The organism is Comamonas sp. (assembly GCF_009360615.1).
In the GTDB taxonomy this organism is placed as follows: Bacteria; Pseudomonadota; Gammaproteobacteria; order Burkholderiales; family Burkholderiaceae_C; genus Comamonas.
Genome location: NZ_SPEY01000061.1, coordinates 41,951 through 58,606 on the forward strand (window position 1 = coordinate 41,951; position 16,656 = coordinate 58,606).

Annotated in this window: 17 protein-coding genes and 1 tRNA gene; 12 read left to right on the top strand and 6 right to left on the bottom strand. The window is 64.7% G+C overall.

Annotated features, from left to right (window positions below; translation table 11 throughout):
- Positions 1-16: 16 nt before the first annotated feature.
- The 3 genes from E2583_RS16700 to E2583_RS16710 form a co-directional block, all read right to left on the bottom strand.
- The gene (locus tag E2583_RS16700) at positions 17-493 is read right to left on the bottom strand and encodes an Lrp/AsnC family transcriptional regulator (protein WP_043003769.1); all 477 of its coding nucleotides are present in this window, start codon (positions 491-493) and stop codon (positions 17-19) included.
- Positions 494-1,247: 754 nt separating this feature from the next.
- Positions 1,248-1,324: transfer RNA gene (locus E2583_RS16705), tRNA-Gln, on the bottom strand.
- A gap of 162 nt (positions 1,325-1,486) precedes the next feature.
- Entirely contained in the window at positions 1,487-2,191 is a 705-nt protein-coding gene (locus E2583_RS16710; protein ID WP_291597342.1) for a glutamine amidotransferase, read from the bottom strand.
- 100 nt (positions 2,192-2,291) lie between these two features.
- Between E2583_RS16710 and E2583_RS16715 the strand changes: the two genes are divergently transcribed.
- Both E2583_RS16715 and E2583_RS16720 read left to right on the top strand, forming a co-directional pair.
- Positions 2,292-2,468, top strand: a complete 177-nt coding sequence (locus E2583_RS16715; RefSeq protein WP_291597344.1) for a hypothetical protein — start codon at positions 2,292-2,294, stop codon at positions 2,466-2,468.
- 385 nt (positions 2,469-2,853) lie between these two features.
- On the top strand, positions 2,854-2,994 hold the full coding sequence (locus E2583_RS16720) for a hypothetical protein (protein ID WP_291597345.1): 141 nt from the start codon (positions 2,854-2,856) through the stop codon (positions 2,992-2,994).
- Positions 2,995-3,108: 114 nt separating this feature from the next.
- On the opposite strand, the gene E2583_RS16725 is transcribed toward E2583_RS16720, so the two are convergent.
- On the bottom strand, positions 3,109-4,608 hold the full coding sequence (locus E2583_RS16725) for a PLP-dependent aminotransferase family protein (RefSeq protein WP_291597346.1): 1,500 nt from the start codon (positions 4,606-4,608) through the stop codon (positions 3,109-3,111).
- Between the two features lie 172 nt (positions 4,609-4,780).
- Here E2583_RS16725 and E2583_RS16730 point away from each other — a divergent pair, with 172 nt between their 5' ends.
- From E2583_RS16730 to glyA, 4 genes are all read left to right on the top strand, one after another.
- Positions 4,781-6,037, top strand: coding sequence for a benzoate/H(+) symporter BenE family transporter (locus E2583_RS16730; RefSeq protein WP_291597347.1), 1,257 nt, complete (start codon positions 4,781-4,783; stop codon positions 6,035-6,037).
- A 3-nt stretch (positions 6,038-6,040) separates the two neighbouring features.
- Complete coding sequence (locus tag E2583_RS16735) at positions 6,041-6,865, top strand: YggS family pyridoxal phosphate-dependent enzyme (RefSeq protein ID WP_291597348.1); 825 nt, start codon at positions 6,041-6,043, stop codon at positions 6,863-6,865.
- Positions 6,866-6,915: 50 nt separating this feature from the next.
- Entirely contained in the window at positions 6,916-8,142 is a 1,227-nt protein-coding gene (locus tag E2583_RS16740; protein WP_291597349.1) for an aspartate aminotransferase family protein, read from the top strand.
- Positions 8,143-8,229: 87 nt separating this feature from the next.
- Positions 8,230-9,495, top strand: coding sequence for a serine hydroxymethyltransferase (gene glyA, locus E2583_RS16745; protein WP_291597350.1), 1,266 nt, complete (start codon positions 8,230-8,232; stop codon positions 9,493-9,495).
- A gap of 70 nt (positions 9,496-9,565) precedes the next feature.
- On the opposite strand, the gene E2583_RS16750 is transcribed toward glyA, so the two are convergent.
- On the bottom strand, positions 9,566-10,468 hold the full coding sequence (locus E2583_RS16750; RefSeq protein ID WP_291597351.1) for a LysR family transcriptional regulator: 903 nt from the start codon (positions 10,466-10,468) through the stop codon (positions 9,566-9,568).
- 22 nt (positions 10,469-10,490) lie between these two features.
- Positions 10,491-11,039 (bottom strand): MarR family winged helix-turn-helix transcriptional regulator, encoded by a 549-nt coding sequence (locus tag E2583_RS16755; protein WP_291597352.1) that lies wholly within the window; start codon positions 11,037-11,039, stop codon positions 10,491-10,493.
- Positions 11,040-11,298: 259 nt separating this feature from the next.
- Here E2583_RS16755 and E2583_RS16760 point away from each other — a divergent pair, with 259 nt between their 5' ends.
- From E2583_RS16760 to E2583_RS16785, 6 genes are all read left to right on the top strand, one after another.
- Positions 11,299-12,426, top strand: a complete 1,128-nt coding sequence (locus E2583_RS16760; protein WP_291597353.1) for a cupin domain-containing protein — start codon at positions 11,299-11,301, stop codon at positions 12,424-12,426.
- A 143-nt stretch (positions 12,427-12,569) separates the two neighbouring features.
- Entirely contained in the window at positions 12,570-13,277 is a 708-nt protein-coding gene (locus E2583_RS16765) for a fumarylacetoacetate hydrolase family protein (protein ID WP_291597354.1), read from the top strand.
- Positions 13,278-13,289: 12 nt separating this feature from the next.
- The gene (gene maiA / locus E2583_RS16770) at positions 13,290-13,934 is read left to right on the top strand and encodes a maleylacetoacetate isomerase (RefSeq protein ID WP_291597355.1); all 645 of its coding nucleotides are present in this window, start codon (positions 13,290-13,292) and stop codon (positions 13,932-13,934) included.
- A gap of 145 nt (positions 13,935-14,079) precedes the next feature.
- Positions 14,080-15,045 (top strand): tripartite tricarboxylate transporter substrate binding protein, encoded by a 966-nt coding sequence (locus tag E2583_RS16775; RefSeq protein WP_291597360.1) that lies wholly within the window; start codon positions 14,080-14,082, stop codon positions 15,043-15,045.
- A gap of 368 nt (positions 15,046-15,413) precedes the next feature.
- A complete protein-coding gene (locus tag E2583_RS16780; RefSeq protein ID WP_291597356.1) occupies positions 15,414-16,082 on the top strand; it encodes a hypothetical protein in 669 nt (222 codons plus the stop codon).
- Positions 16,083-16,295: 213 nt separating this feature from the next.
- A partial coding sequence (locus E2583_RS16785) for an aldehyde dehydrogenase family protein (RefSeq protein ID WP_291597357.1) occupies positions 16,296-16,656 on the top strand: 361 nt, incomplete at its 3' end.

Below are 16,656 nucleotides of genomic sequence, written 5' to 3' on the forward strand. Positions count from 1 at the left end.
CCGGTGCGTGACGCATTCAAGGGGCCGAAGTCTCGCCGACCACCTCGGCCGTGGTGCGGCGGTCGATCTTGCGGCTCAGCACCACCGAGGTATAGGTCTGCTGAATGCCGTCGATCAGGCCGATGCGATCCAGCAACGCATCCAGTTTCTCATTGCTCTCGCAGCGCACAAACACCATGTAGTCATACTGTCCGCTGACGGCCGACACCTCTTCCACCTCGGTGAAACGGTTGAGTGCCTGCATCACCGAAGTGGCGGTCTTGGGCTGGACGCGGATGCCGCAGTAGGCGCGCACGGCAGACTGCTCCATGCGCGAGCCAAGGCGGACGCCATATCCGGCAATCACGCCTTCCTGCTCCAGCTTGGCAATGCGAGCGACCACCGTGGTGCGTGCCAGATTCATCTGCCGGGCCAAATGCGCGGTCGAGGCGCGCGCATTGGTCTGCAGCAGGCGCAGCAGCTGGCGATCCGTTTCATCCAGTCGATATTCCATACCTTGTCTATCCAAATCTTGCCGTGCTCTTACGCAAACGCTGCGCCAGATACCCACCCCCAGGAACTCCCTGCGCCAGCTGCAGCCATTCGATGGCCAGGCTGCTTGTGTCCCTGTCTGCGATCGGCCGAACGCATGGCGCAAGCTTTCGCTGCACCGAATTGCCAGTGATTGTGTCAGCTAACCCATTCGGGTTGCGAGCTTGTCTTTTCAGATGGACCGTTTGTATACATCTGTTTCATCCCGGCAAGATATTCAACATATCTGCACTTGCCTGTGCTTGTGGCCAGGGCAAGAACACGCTGCGATGCCTTCGGCCGGATGGCAACCGAGATCGGGCTTCTGCAGCAGGCATTCACGCTAGCTCACAAAGACCCAAGAGCACTCATTGAATCACAGCGACACAAAAGAGCGAGGAGTCTACTGGCTGTTTTCCCATGCCCCTTCAAATCGCCGACGATACGGCGAAAACGTTCGGTAAGTTTGGCTGGTTTACCGCAACTATCTGCAAGCGGTAAGTACTTACCCTAGTCCATTCATTGAATCGGCGCGCCGCTCTTAGCCGCCGCAACCCATCAGAAAGCGCGGCAGCCCGGTCATCCGCCATGCCCCGGCTGTGCTCCGGCAGCTCGATCTGCAATCTGCGCATGCCTGGCAGATGATGAAACCCGAGGCTGGCTGGCATGCCCGGTCCGATTCACGCCTACGACAAATGAAAAACCCCGCTCACGGTGATGAGCAGGGTTTTGAATTTTGGCAGGGGAAGAAGGATTCGAACCTTCGCATGCTGGAATCAAAATCCAGTGCCTTAACCAGCTTGGCGATTCCCCTACGGCGGATCGAATTCTACAACGACTTTTCGCTACAAATTTCGAAGTGGCCCAAAAATGTGCGATTGCACATGGATGCTGTTTCCAGTCGCCCTGGCGTCGAGCCGGATCAGACCCTGCCCGCCTATTGCGCCCTGCGCCCAGCGCCCGGTGGGCCTGAAGGTCAACGCCCGCAGGCCAGATTGGCGAGCCAGTCCGCGAGCACGCCATGCGCGGCCAGCGACAGCTGACTGCCGTATTTCTGAGCATCGGCACGCAGTCTGCGCGGGTCAACCCCGGCCACGCCCAGCTCGCAGGCATGGCCGACCAGCCAGCGCTCCAACAGAGCCGCATCGGCCTCCAGATGGAACTGCAGACCCAGGACCCGGGAGCCCACCGCAAAGGCCTGGTTGGCTCCGATGGGTGTGCTCGCCAGATGGACAGCGCCTTCTGGTATGTCGAACTGATCGCCATGCCAGTGAAGCACGGGCACGCCGTCCAGCTTCTGCAGCGGCGAGGCCAGGCCCGCATCGCTGAGGTTCAGCGGCGAGAAACCGATTTCCTTGACTCCCAGGGGATAGACCCGGGCGCCCAGGGCGCGCGCAATCAGCTGTGCACCCAGACAGATGCCCAGCAGGGGCTTGCCGCTGTCCAGCCAGCGGCGCACGATGGCGAGCTCCTCTGCGATGAAGGGATAGAGGGCCTCGTCACAAGCTCCGATGGGGCCGCCCAGAACAACCAGCAGGTCGGTGCGCGTCAGGTCCAGGATGTCGAGCTGTCCCACGGTGGGATCGACATACTGCACTTCGTAGCCGTGGCAGGCGAGTTCTGCATGGAGGGTGCCCAGATCCTCGAAGTGGATATGGCGCAGGGCAATGGCTTTTTTCATGGGAGGAACTCAGCTGGATGCAGGAGGGAGGCTTGGAACGTGCAGTGCCAGTCAGACACCGGGCTTGAGACCGATGTGGATATGGCCCGCCGAGGGGAACGTGCAGCAGGCTTTCGCCGGACGCGGCTTCGACAATCTGCCCGCTGTGCGCGATCTGCGGCCGGCATGCCTGCGCGGTCTCGCCTGGCTGGGCGGTGGATGCGGCAGGCGGCGTGAAGGCCTCGATGTGCTGTATGTCATGGATTTTCTTGATCCGCCATTATTTCGCCTTGAATGAATCATCCCGGCTGCAGATTGCGGATGATTTCCTGCGATATTGGACCTCATGAATTTCAACGTCTGGCGGCGAATTTTATGGAGGCACGATGGACTCCAACCGACCTATTTCCAGGAATAAACCAGACCGCTTTTTCCCATGAGTTACATCGGCATGCCACCTTGCGTGGTCTGCCCGACTCTCCGAACGTGGTCGGAATCAAGCCCGCCTTGCTCTATGGACTGCCGATAGCCGTTGCGCTACGGTTCTTTCAAATCCCGCCAGAACCCGGGCAGCGCCAATTTCCCTGCATTCCGTTCTCAGGACAGCCAGTGCGGCATGGACGATTTATCGCTCCCCAAAATCAATTCACTGAATCTTCAACAGGCAGGCAGCGCGGCCTGGGATGCCATCGCGGCAGAGCGGATTCGCCGGGATTCTTGCCGCACTGGGCGGCCCGCGCAGCGGCACCATGAATGCGCGCACGCTCCGGTCCATCCACGAAGGCGTGTCCGACCTGACCGGCCGCTTTCCCCTGCCCCATTGAGGCATGCAGCGTCCCAAGCTTTCCACCTTTTCATCGCCGGGCCGCCCCAATATGAAAAGCGCCCCCTCGGGGGGCAGCGGACCACGCGGAGCGGGGGAGCGTGGGGGTCCCATTTCAGGGTTTGCGCAGCGCGTTGGCCAGGCGCAACACGGCGGCCTCGATCTCGTAGGCCGTCAGCGAGGCGTAGCCCAGCAGCCAGCCCGGCTGCCGGTGCTCGCCCGCATACAGGCGGCTGAGCCCCTGCAGCAGCACGCCGGCCGTGGCCGCGCAGCGAATGGTGTCTTCCTCCGACCAGCCGGGCTCCAGCAGGCAGGGCACCTGCATGCCGCCCTGGGGCCGGGGCGCGGTGACGATGCCGGCGAGGTGCTTGCCTATGGACTCCAGGATGACCTCGCGCCGGCCCGCATACAGCTTGCGCATGGCCCGCACGTGGGAGTTGTAGTGGCCGTCTTCCATGAAGCGCGCCAGCGTGAGCTGCTGGATTTGCGGCGTATGGCCATCCATGATGCTGCGCGCCTGGACAAAGGGGCGCACCAGTGGCTGCGGCAAGGCCATGTAGCCCATGCGCAGGCCCGGGTACAGGGTCTTGCCGAAGGTGCCGATGTAGATGGTGCGCGCGTACTTGTCCAGGCCCTGCACGCAGGCCGTGGGCATGCCGTCGTAGTGGAATTCGCTGTCGTAATCGTCCTCGATAATCCAGCGGCCGCTCTCAAAGGCCCAGCGGATCAGGTCCAGCCGGCGCTCCAGCTGCATGGTGACGCCCGTGGGGTACTGGTGCGAGGGCGTCACGTAGACGCAGGTGGCGCCGCTGCGGTCGGCGCGCAACAGGTCGGTGCGGATGCCCTGGGCATCCACATCGATGGGCAGGACCTTGGCCTCGGCCGATTCAAACGCCTTCCGGGCCCCGAAGTAGCCGGGGTTCTCCAGCAGGACGGGCCGGCCCGCGTCCACCAGCAGCTGCGCGCACAGGAACAGCGCCTGCCGCGTGCTGCTGAGCACCACGATCTGCTCGGCCCCCACCTTGGCGCCGCGCTCCAGGTTGAGGTAGGTGGCAATGGCCTTGCGCAGCGGCTCGGCGCCTTGCGGGTCGCCGTGCAGCAGGACGCTGGCGCGGTAGTCCTTGAGCGCCTGGCGCTGCAGGCGCTCCCAGACATCGGTGGGAAAGGTGCGCGTCTCGGGCAGGCCGGTGGCAAAGGCCCGAATGGTCTGCTGGTCGGTAATGCCTCCGCCGTCCACAATGGCCTGGCCGCGCCGGCTCAGGCCGGCACCGGCCACGGGCACGCTTCGCTCTTGCTCGAGTGGTCTGGCGCACCGGGAGGCACGCCCCCGCAGCGGCGTGCCGATGGTCTCGGAGACATAGCTGCCCGAGCCTTGACGCCGGACGATGAAGCCATCCCTGTGCAGCTGCGTGTAGGCGCTTTCCACCGTATCGCGGGCCATGTCCAGCGAGTCCGCCAGCGAGCGCGTGGCCGGGAGCTTCAGACCGGGCAGCAGTACCCCGTCCAGGATCAGCGCGCGCATGGCGCGCTGCACCCGCTGATGCAGGTCCAGCTGTCCAAGGTCCGCATCACCCATCCGGATCTTGAGCGTCTCCAGCTCGAAAGTCTTGCTCATGCGGTCTGCTCCTATTCACTCATGGCCAAGCATGTGGCAGGCCATTCTATCGACACGCACAGGGTGAAACCACTTCAAAGTGGTCTGAAACATTGGACGAAAGTGTATTGATCCAATAGTCCACTCCTTCGCTATAAAAACCACTTCGACATCTGCACAAACCAACCCACCCATGGAAACCGAGAACCCCACGCCTTCACCGGGCACGTATCTCTCTTTTCGATTCAGCGACCTCGTGCATCCCGTGCTGGCCGGACTGATCTCGGTCATCGTCAACTACGGAGGCACCTTCATACTCGTATTCCAGGCAGCCCAGGCAGCCAGTCTGAGCCCAGAGCTCACGGCTTCCTGGGTCTGGTCGATTTCGATCGGCGTCGGCATCACCGGCCTGGTCCTGAGCTGGCTTTCGCGCGAGCCCATCATCACCGCCTGGTCCACGCCGGCCGCAGCGTTCCTGGTGACCGCCCTGGCCACCACGCCCTATGCCGAGGCCGTCGGTGCCTACGTGGTCTCGGCCGCGGCCTTCGTGCTGCTGGGGCTGTCGGGCTGGTTCGAGCGCGTGATCCGGCGGATCCCGTCGGGCGTGGCCTCGGGACTGCTGGCGGGCATATTGCTGCAGTTCGGGATCCAGGCCTTGGGAGGCATGAGCGTGGACCCGACCCTGGCCGGCCTGCTGATCGTGACCTATCTGGTCCTCAAGCGGATGACGGCACGCTACGCCGTTGTCGGCATCCTGGCAATCGGGCTGGCCTTTTTGCTGGCACAGGACCGCATCGACCTGTCGGGCCTGGCGCTGCGCCTGGCAGCCCCCGTGTTCACCCGTCCCGAATTCACCCTGAATGCGCTGCTGAGCGTGGCCCTGCCGCTGTTCCTGATCACGCTGACCGGCCAGTACATGCCGGGCATGCTGGTGCTGCGCAACGACGGCTTCAGGACCAGCGCCAATCCCATCGTCACGCTCACGGGCCTTGGCTCGCTGCTGATGGCGCCCTTCGGCTCGCACGCCTTCAACATCGCCGCCATCACCGCCGCCATCTGCACTGGCAAGGAGGCGCATGAGCAGCCGTCCCGGCGCTGGATCGCGGGCGTTGCGGCCGGGGTGTTCTACATCCTGGTCGGCGTGTTCGGGGTCACGCTGGCCGCCGTGTTCATGGCGTTTCCCGCCACTTTCATCACCACGCTGGCGGGCCTGGCGCTGCTGGGCACCATCGGCGGCAGCCTGGCCAGCGCCCTGGCTGTCCCTTCCACACGTGAAGCCTCGCTGATCACCTTCCTGGCCGCTGCGGCCAACATCACGATGCTGGGCATTGGCGGCGCCTTCTGGGGGCTGGTGATCGGCCTCGTGGCCCACGCCGTGCTCAACGGCCAATGGCCGCGCCGGGCCGCCCGCAGCGAGACCGGCACCGGTGCCGCCATCAAGAGGATGTGACCCATGCTTGCCACACAAGACACCACCTGCGACACCCTGACACGTCACGACCAGCACGGCCGCTACCCGCAGGCCGAAACCGTGGAAGATTTCCGGTGCAACCTGGCCACCGTGCAGGCGCGCATCGCCGCAGCCTGCCGCCGCGCCGGGCGCGACCCCGCCGGCGTGCGCCTGCTGCCGGTGAGCAAGACCAAGCCCGAATCCAGCCTGCGCCTGGCCCATGCCGCAGGCTGCCTCATGCTGGGAGAGAACAAGGTCCAGGAGGCCTATGGCAAGTGGGAAGCCATGCAGGACCTTCCCGACCTGCAGTGGTCCGTCATCGGTCATCTGCAGACCAACAAGGCAAAGCTGGTAGCCCGTTTTGCCAGTGAATTCCAGGCGCTGGACAACCTGCGCGTGGCCGAGGCGCTGGACCGCCGCCTGCAGGTCGAAGGCCGCTCGCTGGACGTGTTCGTTCAGGTCAATACCTCGGGAGAGGCCAGCAAATACGGTCTGGCACCCGATGCGGTCGAGGACTTCCTGTGGGCACTGCCCGGCTTCTCGGCGCTGCGCGTGCGCGGCCTGATGACGCTGGCGCTGTTCTCCAGCGAAGCCGAGCGCGTGCGGCGGTGCTTCGTGCTGCTGCGCAACCTGCAAGAGCGGCTGCGCCAGGATGCGCCATCCGGCATAGGACTTGAGGAGCTGTCCATGGGCATGTCCGGCGACTTCGAGATCGCCATCGAGGAAGGCGCCACCGTGGTACGTGTCGGCCAGGCCATCTTCGGTGCGCGCACCCAACCCGACAGCCTCTACTGGCCGGCCGGCGACCCGGACCCCGCGCAGCCCTGAGACGGCCGCACACATCTTTTCCCCCTGAGAACCACACCATGCAGAACGACATGCCATTGCCCGACTCTTCCCTCATGAAGGCCTATGCCCGACAGCCGGTCTCTTTCGTGCGCGGACAAGGCGCCCTGCTCTGGGACGCCGAAGACACGCAATACCTGGACGCCATCGCCGGCGTGGCCGTGACCAGCCTGGGCCATGCCCATCCCGAGATCGCCGCAGTCATCGCCGAGCAGGCCGGACTGCTGCTGCACACCTCTAACGTGTTTCGCATCGACTGGCAGGAACGCCTGGGCGAGCGTCTGTGCCGCCTGGCGGGCATGCAGTCGGCCTTCTTCTGCAATTCGGGCGCAGAGGCCAACGAGGCCGCGCTCAAGCTGGCCAGGCTGCACGGCCATGGCCGGCGGGTCGCACACCCGCAGATCCTGGTCATGGACAACGGATTTCACGGGCGCACGCTGGCCACGCTGTCGGCCACCGGCAACCCGGCCAAGCAGCGCGGCTTCGAGCCGCTGATGCCGGGCTTCGTGCGCGTCCCCTATGACGACATCGAGGCCGTGCGCCAGGCCGCAGCCCGGTACGACGACATCGTGGCGGTGCTGATCGAGCCCGTGCAGGGCGAAGGCGGCATCCGCGTGGCCGGTGCCGACTATCTGCGCCAGCTGCGCGACCTCTGCGACGCGCACGGCTGGCTGCTGATGCTCGACGAGATCCAGACCGGCCTGGGACGCACCGGCGCGTGGTTCGGCCACCAGCACGCGGGCATCGTGCCAGATGTGATGACCCTGGCCAAGGCGCTGGGAAATGGCGTGCCCATCGGTGCCTGCCTGGCGCGAGGATCCGCCGCCAGCCTGATCTCGCCAGGCCGGCATGGGTCCACCTTCGGCGGCAATCCACTGGCCTGCCGCGTCGGCTGCACGGTCCTGGACATCATGGAGCGCGAGAGCATTCCCGCCCGTGCCGAGCGCCTGGGACGCCGACTGCTCAATGGCTTGCACCAGGCACTGCATGGCCACCCCGACGTGCTGGCCGTGCGCGGCCTGGGCCTGATGGCGGGCATCGAGCTGAACCACAACTGCCAGGCGCTGGTGGGACAGGCGCTGGCCCGGCAGCGGCTGCTGATCACCGTGACACGCGAGAGCACCATCCGGCTACTGCCGCCGCTGGTCTGCGATGAAGCCCAGATCGACGAGATCGTGGCGCGCGTCGCGCATCTGCTGGCACCGACGGCCGCCGCACAGCGCTCTCGCCGCGCGACGGACCCCTTGGCCACTGCCTGAGCGCAGGACCCACACCACCATCAGCCGCCACGCACCGGCCTGGGCTCGCCCGGACCTTCCTCTCACCGGATACAGGAAAGATGCGCCATGTACGACAGCACCCAGACACTTGCAGACTTCGATCCGCCGCTGGCCCAGGCCATGCACAGCGAGCAGCACCGCCAGGAAGACCATGTGGAACTCATCGCATCGGAAAACTACGCCAGCCCCCTGGTGATGGCCGTCCAGAACTCGGTCCTCACCAACAAGTACGCCGAGGGCTATCCCGGAAAGCGCTACTACAGCGGCTGCGAAAACGTGGACGTGGCCGAGCGTCTGGCCATCGAGCGGGCCATGGCCCTCTTCGACTGCGACTACGCCAACGTCCAGCCTCATGCGGGCGCCCAGGCCAATGCCGCCGTCTTCCTGGCGCTGGCCCAGCCCGGCGACACGGTCATGGGCATGAACCTGGCCCAGGGCGGCCATCTCACCCATGGCAATCCGTCGAATTTCTCCGGCCGCCACTACCGCATCGTGCCCTACGGGGTGGATCCTGCGACCGGACTGATCGACTATGACGAGATGGAACGCATTGCGCTGAAGCACCGCCCGCGAATCCTCATCGGGGGCTTCTCGGCCTACTCGCGCCACAAGGACTGGGCGCGCATGCGCGCGATCGCCGACAAGGTGGGCGCGGTGCTGTGGGTGGACATGGCCCATGTGGCCGGACTGGTCGCCACCGGGCAATATCCCAGCCCCCTGCCCCATGCGCATGTGGTCACCAGCACCACGCACAAGACGCTGCGCGGCCCGCGCGGCGGGCTGATCCTGTCCAAAGGCCGGGACGAAAGCTTCAACCGGCGCCTGAGCTCGGCCGTCTTCCCCGGCGTGCAAGGTGGTCCTCTGATGCATGTGATCGCCGCCAAGGCCGTCGCCTTCAAGGAAGCGCTACAGCCCGAGTTCAAAACCTACCAGCGCCAGGTTCTGGCCAATGCCCGCGCCATGGCCGCCGTCATGCAGCAACGCGGCTACCGCATCGTCTCCGGCGGCACGGACAACCACCTGATGCTGATCGACCTGTCCGACCGCAGCTACACCGGCAAGGACGCCGACGCCGCCCTGAGCGAAGCCCACATCACCACCAACAAGAACACCGTGCCCAACGACCCGCGCCCGCCCTTTGTGACCTCAGGCCTGCGCATAGGCACACCCGCCGTCACCACGCGCGGCTTCGGACAGAGGGAGTGCATCCAGCTCGCCGGCTGGCTCTGCGATGTGCTGGACGCACTGGGCAGCGAGGACTTGCCGGAGGTGAGTGCCCGGATCCGAGAGCAGGTCAAGGCATTGTGCCGGCAACACCCGGTCTACGGATGAGGCCGGGCTGCAGCATGGAGGTCGTCCGTCACCCCGCCACCTCGGCCTGGGGCTTGATCGCACCGCACCGTCAAAGGCTGGGGAGCAGCAGCTTCTGCATGCCCTGGACCGCGTCGCGCAGAAAGCTCCAGGTCGTGGCGATGCGTGGAATCTGGCGCGACTCCACGGGCATGCTCATCCAGAAGGTGCGCGTGAAACACGCCTGCTCGGGCAGCACACGGCTGAGTATCGGGTCCCTGTCGGCAACAAATGCAGGCAGCACCGCCAGACCTGCGCCCGCACGCACGGCTTCATATTGCGCGGTGATGCTGGTGCTGCGCAGCGCAAAACGCTCGGGACGGTACAAGGTATCCAGCAGTTGCAGCTCGCGCGTGAACAGCAGGTCGTCCACATAGTGCACAAAGCTGTGGTGGCGCAGATCCTCGGTTCTGGCCACCAGGGGCTTGCGTGCCAGATATTCGCGCTGGCCGTACAGATAGAGGCGGTAGTCGGTCAGCTTGGTGACCACGACCGAGCCGCGTTTGGGCCGCTCCAGCGAGATGACGATGTCGGCCTCGCGGCTGGACAGATGGAGCATGCGCGGCAGCGCCAGCAGATCCACGCTGAGCAAGGGATAGCGCAGCGTGAGCCTGGCAAGTTCGGAGGCCAGCATCTGCGTGCCGAAGCCTTCGGTAGCCCCCACCCGCACCAGCCCGGCCGGCCCTTCGGCGGTGGAGGCCTGCGCCAGCGGTCCCCGCTCCAGCCCGTCCACCGCGCCTTGCATGGTGTCGGTCACTTTCTGCAACTGCCGTCCGGCCTCGGTCAGCCGCCACTGTCCGCCTTCGCGAGCGAACAGCACGGCACCGAGCTGCTTTTCCAGCGCCTGAACGCGTCGCGAGACCGTGGTGTGCTCGACGCCCATGCGCCGCGCAGCTGCGGCCATGCTGCCGCTGCGGGCCAGTTCACCAAAGAAACGCAGATGGTCCCAGTCCATTGTCTTTCCTTGCAATGGGGGTTCAGTCGTCCACGCCGCCCGGCACCGTGCCCGAGAGGCCCTTGACCGCCCTGAGGGCCGCGCTGCGCTTGCGCTCGGCACTGCGCTGGGCCACTGCGCTCGGCGCGCGCGCGAACTCGTCGTTTTCGTGAATCAGCAGCGACAGCATTTCCATGAACTGCGCCCGCTTGTCATCGTCGAGAGGCTCGAGCATACGGCGCTGGGCACGCAGCACCGAAGGCTCGGCAGCCACCAGCAAGCTGCGCCCCTCTGGCGTCAGGCTCAGCAAACGCACGCGCCGGTCTGCAGGGCTGGCGTTGCGTGCCATCAGGCCACGCGCTTCCAGACGGTCGATCACGCTGCCGATGGTGGAAGTGTCGAAGCCGATATTGCGAGCCAGCGTGCGCTGGTCGATGCCCGGCTGGCGCAGCACAGCCGACAAGGCCGCGTATTGCACGGGCGTCACGCCAAATTCCTCGGTTTCTTCCATGAACACGGCCACCGCGATCTGCTGAAGCCTGCGGATGTGATAGCCGGGATAGTTTTCGAGTTCTGCGGGTTGGTATTGCATGTCTTGAGAACCGATGCCGAGCCCGACCTGCCGAGCGGCAGTGGAAGGGCCATGACTGAAAGACCCCGATATTCGCACGACTGCCACCCCGATTCGCACCTGGCCTTCAACCGGGTTTAACCCAATCAACGCTGATGCAGATCAACATTATGCTAATCATCAGTGTGCTGTTTATTTCGTTCGCAGACCGTCCGTTCCGGACGCCGACGGAGCCCCCAGCGACGCACTGCCAGACAGATATCAAGGAAAGAGACACACCATGAGCCTCGCGCAAGCCCAGCCCTCGCCGGTCAAGCTCACGGCCCGAGCCGCCCCCGGCCAACCCGAACCCACCGCTGCCCTGGAGCAGTTGTACCGAGGCTTCGAGCAGGAGATGCTGGTGCCGCTGTGGACGGAGATCGGCGCCCTGATGCCCGCCCACCCCCGAAGTCAGGCCGCAGCGCATTTATGGCGCTGGGACAATCTGCGCAGGCTGGCGGACGAGGCCGGCCGCATCGTGCCCGTGGGCCGGGGCGGCGAGCGCCGCGCGATCGCCCTGGCCAATCCGTCGCTGGGCGGCCGCCCCTTTGCCACGCCCACCCTGTGGGCTGCCATCCAGTACCTGATGCCCGGCGAAGATGCGCCCGAGCATCGTCACACCCAGCATGCCTTTCGCTTTGTGGTCGAAGGCGAAGGCGTGTGGACCGTGGTCAACGGCGACTCGATCCGCATGTCGCGCGGAGACTTCCTGCCCCAGGGCGGCTGGAACTGGCACGCCCACCACAATGCGGCCCGCCAGCCCATGGCCTGGATAGACGGGCTGGACATTCCGTTTGCCTACACCACCGAGTCCCAGTTCTTCGAGCACGGCCGCCTGCATCTGGACCCCGAGGAGCGCACCACGCCCGAGTTCTCGCGCTCCGAGCGCCTCTGGGCTCACCCCGGCCTGCGCCCTGTCGCTCACCTGCAGGACAGTCCGACCACACCGCTGCTGGCCTATCGCTGGGCGGATACGGACCGCGCGCTGACCGAGCAGCTGGCGCTCGAAGCCGAGGGCTGTGCCGCCACGGTCAGCCCCGGTCATGCCGCCGTGCGCTACACCAACCCCTGCAATGGCCGCGACGTGCTGCCCACCATACGCTGCGAAATGCACCGCGTGACCCGTGGTGCCGGCACGCGGCCAAAGCGCGAAGTCGGCTCCGCCGTGTTTCAGGTCTTCGACGGCCAGGGAACGGTGACCGTGGGCGAGCGCCAGTGGCAGGTGCGACGTGGCGACATGTTCGTCGTGCCTTCCTGGCAGCTGTTCAGCGCGCAATGTGATGCCGACCAGCCACGGCTCGATCTGTTCCGCTTTGCCGATACGCCGATCTTCGAGGCCATCCACGCGTACAGGGCGGATACCCCCTGAGCCGCTTCGCGTCTCCCCTCTCAAGGAGGACGACAGCCTTTGCTGCGGGGCGACGGGACCACCTAGGCCCCCGCGGGCTGCCTCCCACACAGAACATGTCTTTTTCAAGCACCCAGTCACCGATCACCATCAGGAATCACTCCATGACCCACGCCAGCTACCTCTGGGCGCCGCCGCCCGTGCAATCTCTGCCCGTGCGCGGCAGCGCGCAGCGCCTGCCCGTCAACCGCCTGTTCTTTGTGGGCCGCAACTACCACGCCCACGCAGTGGAGATGGGCCGCCCCGTGGACAAAAGCGTCGAGCGCCCCTTCTATTTCACCAAGGCCCCGCAGACGCTGACCGAATCCGGCGCCACGGTGGCCTATCCCCCCGAAACCGCCAACTACCACTTCGAGATGGAGCTGGTCGTGGCCATCGGCAAACCGGGCTTCCGCATTCCTGCCGACCAGGCCCATGAACATATCTATGGCTATGCCTGCGGCCTCGACATGACGCGCCGCGATCTGCAGCTGGTGGCACGCGACAAGGGCCGTCCCTGGGATCTGGGCAAGGACGTGGAGCAATCCTCCGTGGCCAGCGAAATCGTGCCCATGGCCGGAAAGGTGATCGAGTCCGGCCTGATCGAGCTGAGCGTCAACGGTCAGGTCAAACAGCAGTCCGATGTGGACAAGCTGATCTGGAACATCCGCGAAATCATTGCCGACCTGTCGCTGTTCTATCACCTGCAATCCGGCGACCTGATCTACACGGGCACGCCCGAAGGCGTGGGTGCCGTGCTGCCCGGCGACCGGATCACGGGACGCGTGGAGGGCGTGGGCGAGATTGCCCTGAATGTGGGCCAGCCCGGGTAAGGCGCACAGACCATGAAACTCTATAGTTTTTTTCGCAGCGGCACCTCGCACCGTCTGCGCATTGCCCTCAATCTCAAGGGCCTCACACCCGACTACCTCCCTGTGGATCTGCGCGTGGACGAACAGGCCGAAGCGCCGTACAAGCGCATCAACCCGCAAGGCCTGGTTCCCGCGCTGACGCTGGACAGCGGCACGACGCTGATCCAGTCGCCCGCCATCATCGAATGGCTGGAAGAGCGCTACCCCACGCCTGCGCTGCTGCCTGCCGACCCCGAGGCCCGCGCCCATGTGCGCGCCCTGGCGGCCATCGTGGGCTGCGATGTGCACCCCGTCAACAACCGACGCATCCTGCAGACCCTGCGCCAGCAGTTCGGTGCCGACGAATCCGCCATCAACGCCTGGTGCGCCACCTGGATCACGGCCGGCTTCGACGCCATCGAAGCCTTGCTGTCACGGGACGACACACGGGGGCACTTCTGCTTTGGCCATGCACCGAGCCTTGCCGATGTCTATCTGATTCCGCAGGTCGAGAGCGCACGCCGCTTTGGTGTGGATCTCGCCCGCTGGCCGCTGATCAGCGCCGTCGATGCGGCCTGCAGCGCCCTGCCTGCCTTTGCCCAGGCAGCACCTCTGGCCCAGCCCGACGCTCCGCACTAGACCCTTCCCGTGCGGCCGCGCCCGGACGCGGCTACCCAGCAACGCTTTGCAGTCCCTAAAAAACACCCACCGGAGACAAACTGTGAAAAACGCGCAAAATCAGACAAGAAGCCAATCTACACATACGCAAGCAGCTATCAGAACCATAGTTACCACAGCCGCTCTGCTGGCCTCAGCCGGCCCTGCGCTGGCTCAGGGCGATGCGTCTGGTTATCCCAACCGCCCCGTGACTGTGGTCACGGCCTTTGCCGTGGGCAGCGGCCCCGATGCAGTGCTGCGCATCGTCGGCGAAAAGCTGGCCCAGCGCTGGAAGCAGGGCGTGACCGTGGACAACCGCCCTGGCGGGGGTGGCTTTGTCGCCATCGAGTACGCGCGCCGCGCCAAGCCCGACGGCTATACCCTGCTGCAACTGGACAGCGAACATATCTCGGCGCTGCCCTATCTCTACAGGAACAAGAACTTCAACACGTTGAGCCACTTCGATCCCGTGGCCCCGTTGTTTCTGACTCCTTTCTTTGTGGCCGTCCCCACCAGTTCGCCCTGGAAGAACATGGGCGATCTGATCAAGTCCGCCAAGGCCGAACCCGGCAAGATCAGCTACGGCTCCTGGGGCGTGGGTAGCCCCGGCCATCTGGGCGGCGAATGGCTGGACTATCTGACCGGCAGCAAGATGACCCATGTGCCTTACCGCGAGGTCAGCCAGCTGTTCACCTCGGTCGCCAATGGCGACCCGACCTGGAGCTTTGCCAGCCTGCCTTCCAGCCAGGGCATCTACAAAAGCGGCAAGATCCGCTATCTGGCCGTGGCCGCCCCCAAGCGGATTGCGCAAATGCCGGATGTGCCCACGGTCGCCGAAGCCGGCGGCCCTGCCGAACTGGACGTGAACTCCTTTGTTTCCCTGCTCAGTCCCAAGGGCGTGGACGCCGCCGTGCGCGACAAGATACGCGTCGATGTGGTAGCCGTGCTGCAGGATCCGCAGGTCCGCGAGAAGTTCTCCACCTTCGCCTTCCAGCCCATGAGCTTCACCGTGCCCGAGATGCAGCAATTTGCCAAAAAGAAGTCCGAGCAATACAAGCTACTGATCGAGAAAGCCCAGATCAGCCTCGATTGAAAGCCGGCTGCGATTCCGAAAGCGCGGCCCAGGCATCATTCCCCCAGCCCTCAAAAGCCCCGTCAGCATTGGCTGCACGGGGCCTTTTTGATGGCGGCAGCAAGTGCGTCGCTTGGTCGGCAGGGCTCAGGCCAGCGACAGAACGGCTCCCTCATACTACAAAAACGATAGCAATTCGGGGTTACACTTGTTGCGAGGCGCTCCCATGGACTGGCATCCAGACTCCGGAGCGCCCGCATGCCAAGAGGCTGCTGCCGATCCACGACAGGCCCGCCCAAGGCAGCTTCCCGCCCAGGCCTCAGCGACGGGCTGCATTCTGTTTTCACGTGACTCCACGCGATTCAGACCCTTCAGATCGTTATAAAAACATGAACCATTCCATCACGACAGCCATCGCTTTTTTGCTGCTGCCTCTGACTGCAGCCTCACAGGCTGCCGAGCCGCCCTCGGCCATTGCTGCGGCCGAGCTGTACATCCGCACCCTGGTCAATCACGACGAGCAGGCCATCAGCCAGCTCAATGACTATCTGCGCGCCGACCGCCTGCGCTCGGGCCGCAGTGCGGACTACGCCAACGCCGCCGAACTCAAGCAAGCCGACAAGGACTTCCCGCGCGAGATCGCCGACGTGGCCCTGCCTCTGTTTCCCGAAACGCACCGCAATGCCCTGCGCGCGCCCTTGGAAAGCCTGATGGGCACGGTGCAAAAAACGCGCCAGCAATCCCGGTGCAAGACCGTCTCCGCCAGCAAGCCCAAGCTTGACAAGCATGGCGTGCTCAATACCGAGGTGAAGTTCAGCTGCCAGCTGGTCAAGACTCCCGAGACCTGGGCCGAAGGCATTCAGCGCATGGCGCGCAACAAGCTCAGCGTGGATCAGGTGCAGGGCGAGCTCAAGAAACTGCAGGCTGCCTACTCGGTTCCCGCAAACCACACTTACGAAGGCACGCTGTCGCTGGGCATGGTGCCCAAGGATAAGGACAAGGCCTGGCGCAACGACTTTGCGCGAGAAGCCTTTGACGAGATGTTCAGCGAACTCTAAGGGCACCTGAACCTTTCGGAAGGGCCCGGGGCCGACCTCTTCGGTTGGCCCGCCCACAAGCGTTACAGCCATGCCTGCACGACCAACTCGGGAGCGGTGGCAGACATAGCATCCACTTGTGCATATTCGCACACCCTATGTGCAGTGTTTGCTATTGCTATAGCAAATCCGCACACATACGATGAGGAACAAATTCACCAACGGAGACACCTCATGAACGCACCGACTTCCGCCAAGGTTCTGGCGCCCACCGTCAAACTGCTCATCAACGGGCAGATGGTCGAATCCAAAACCACTCAGTGGCGCGATGTGGTCAACCCTGCGACCCAGGAAGTGCTGGCGCGCGTGCCTTTCGCCACGCCCGACGAGGTCAACGCTGCCGTGGCCAATGCCAAGCAGGCATTCAAGACCTGGAAGAAGACCCCCATCGGCGCACGTGCGCGCATCTTTCTGAAGCTGCAGCAGCTGATCCGCGAAAACATGAAGGAGCTGGCCGCCCTGCTGACGGCCGAACAGGGCAAGACCCTGCCCGACGCCGAAGGCGATGTCTTCCGCGGCCTGGAAGTCGTGGAAC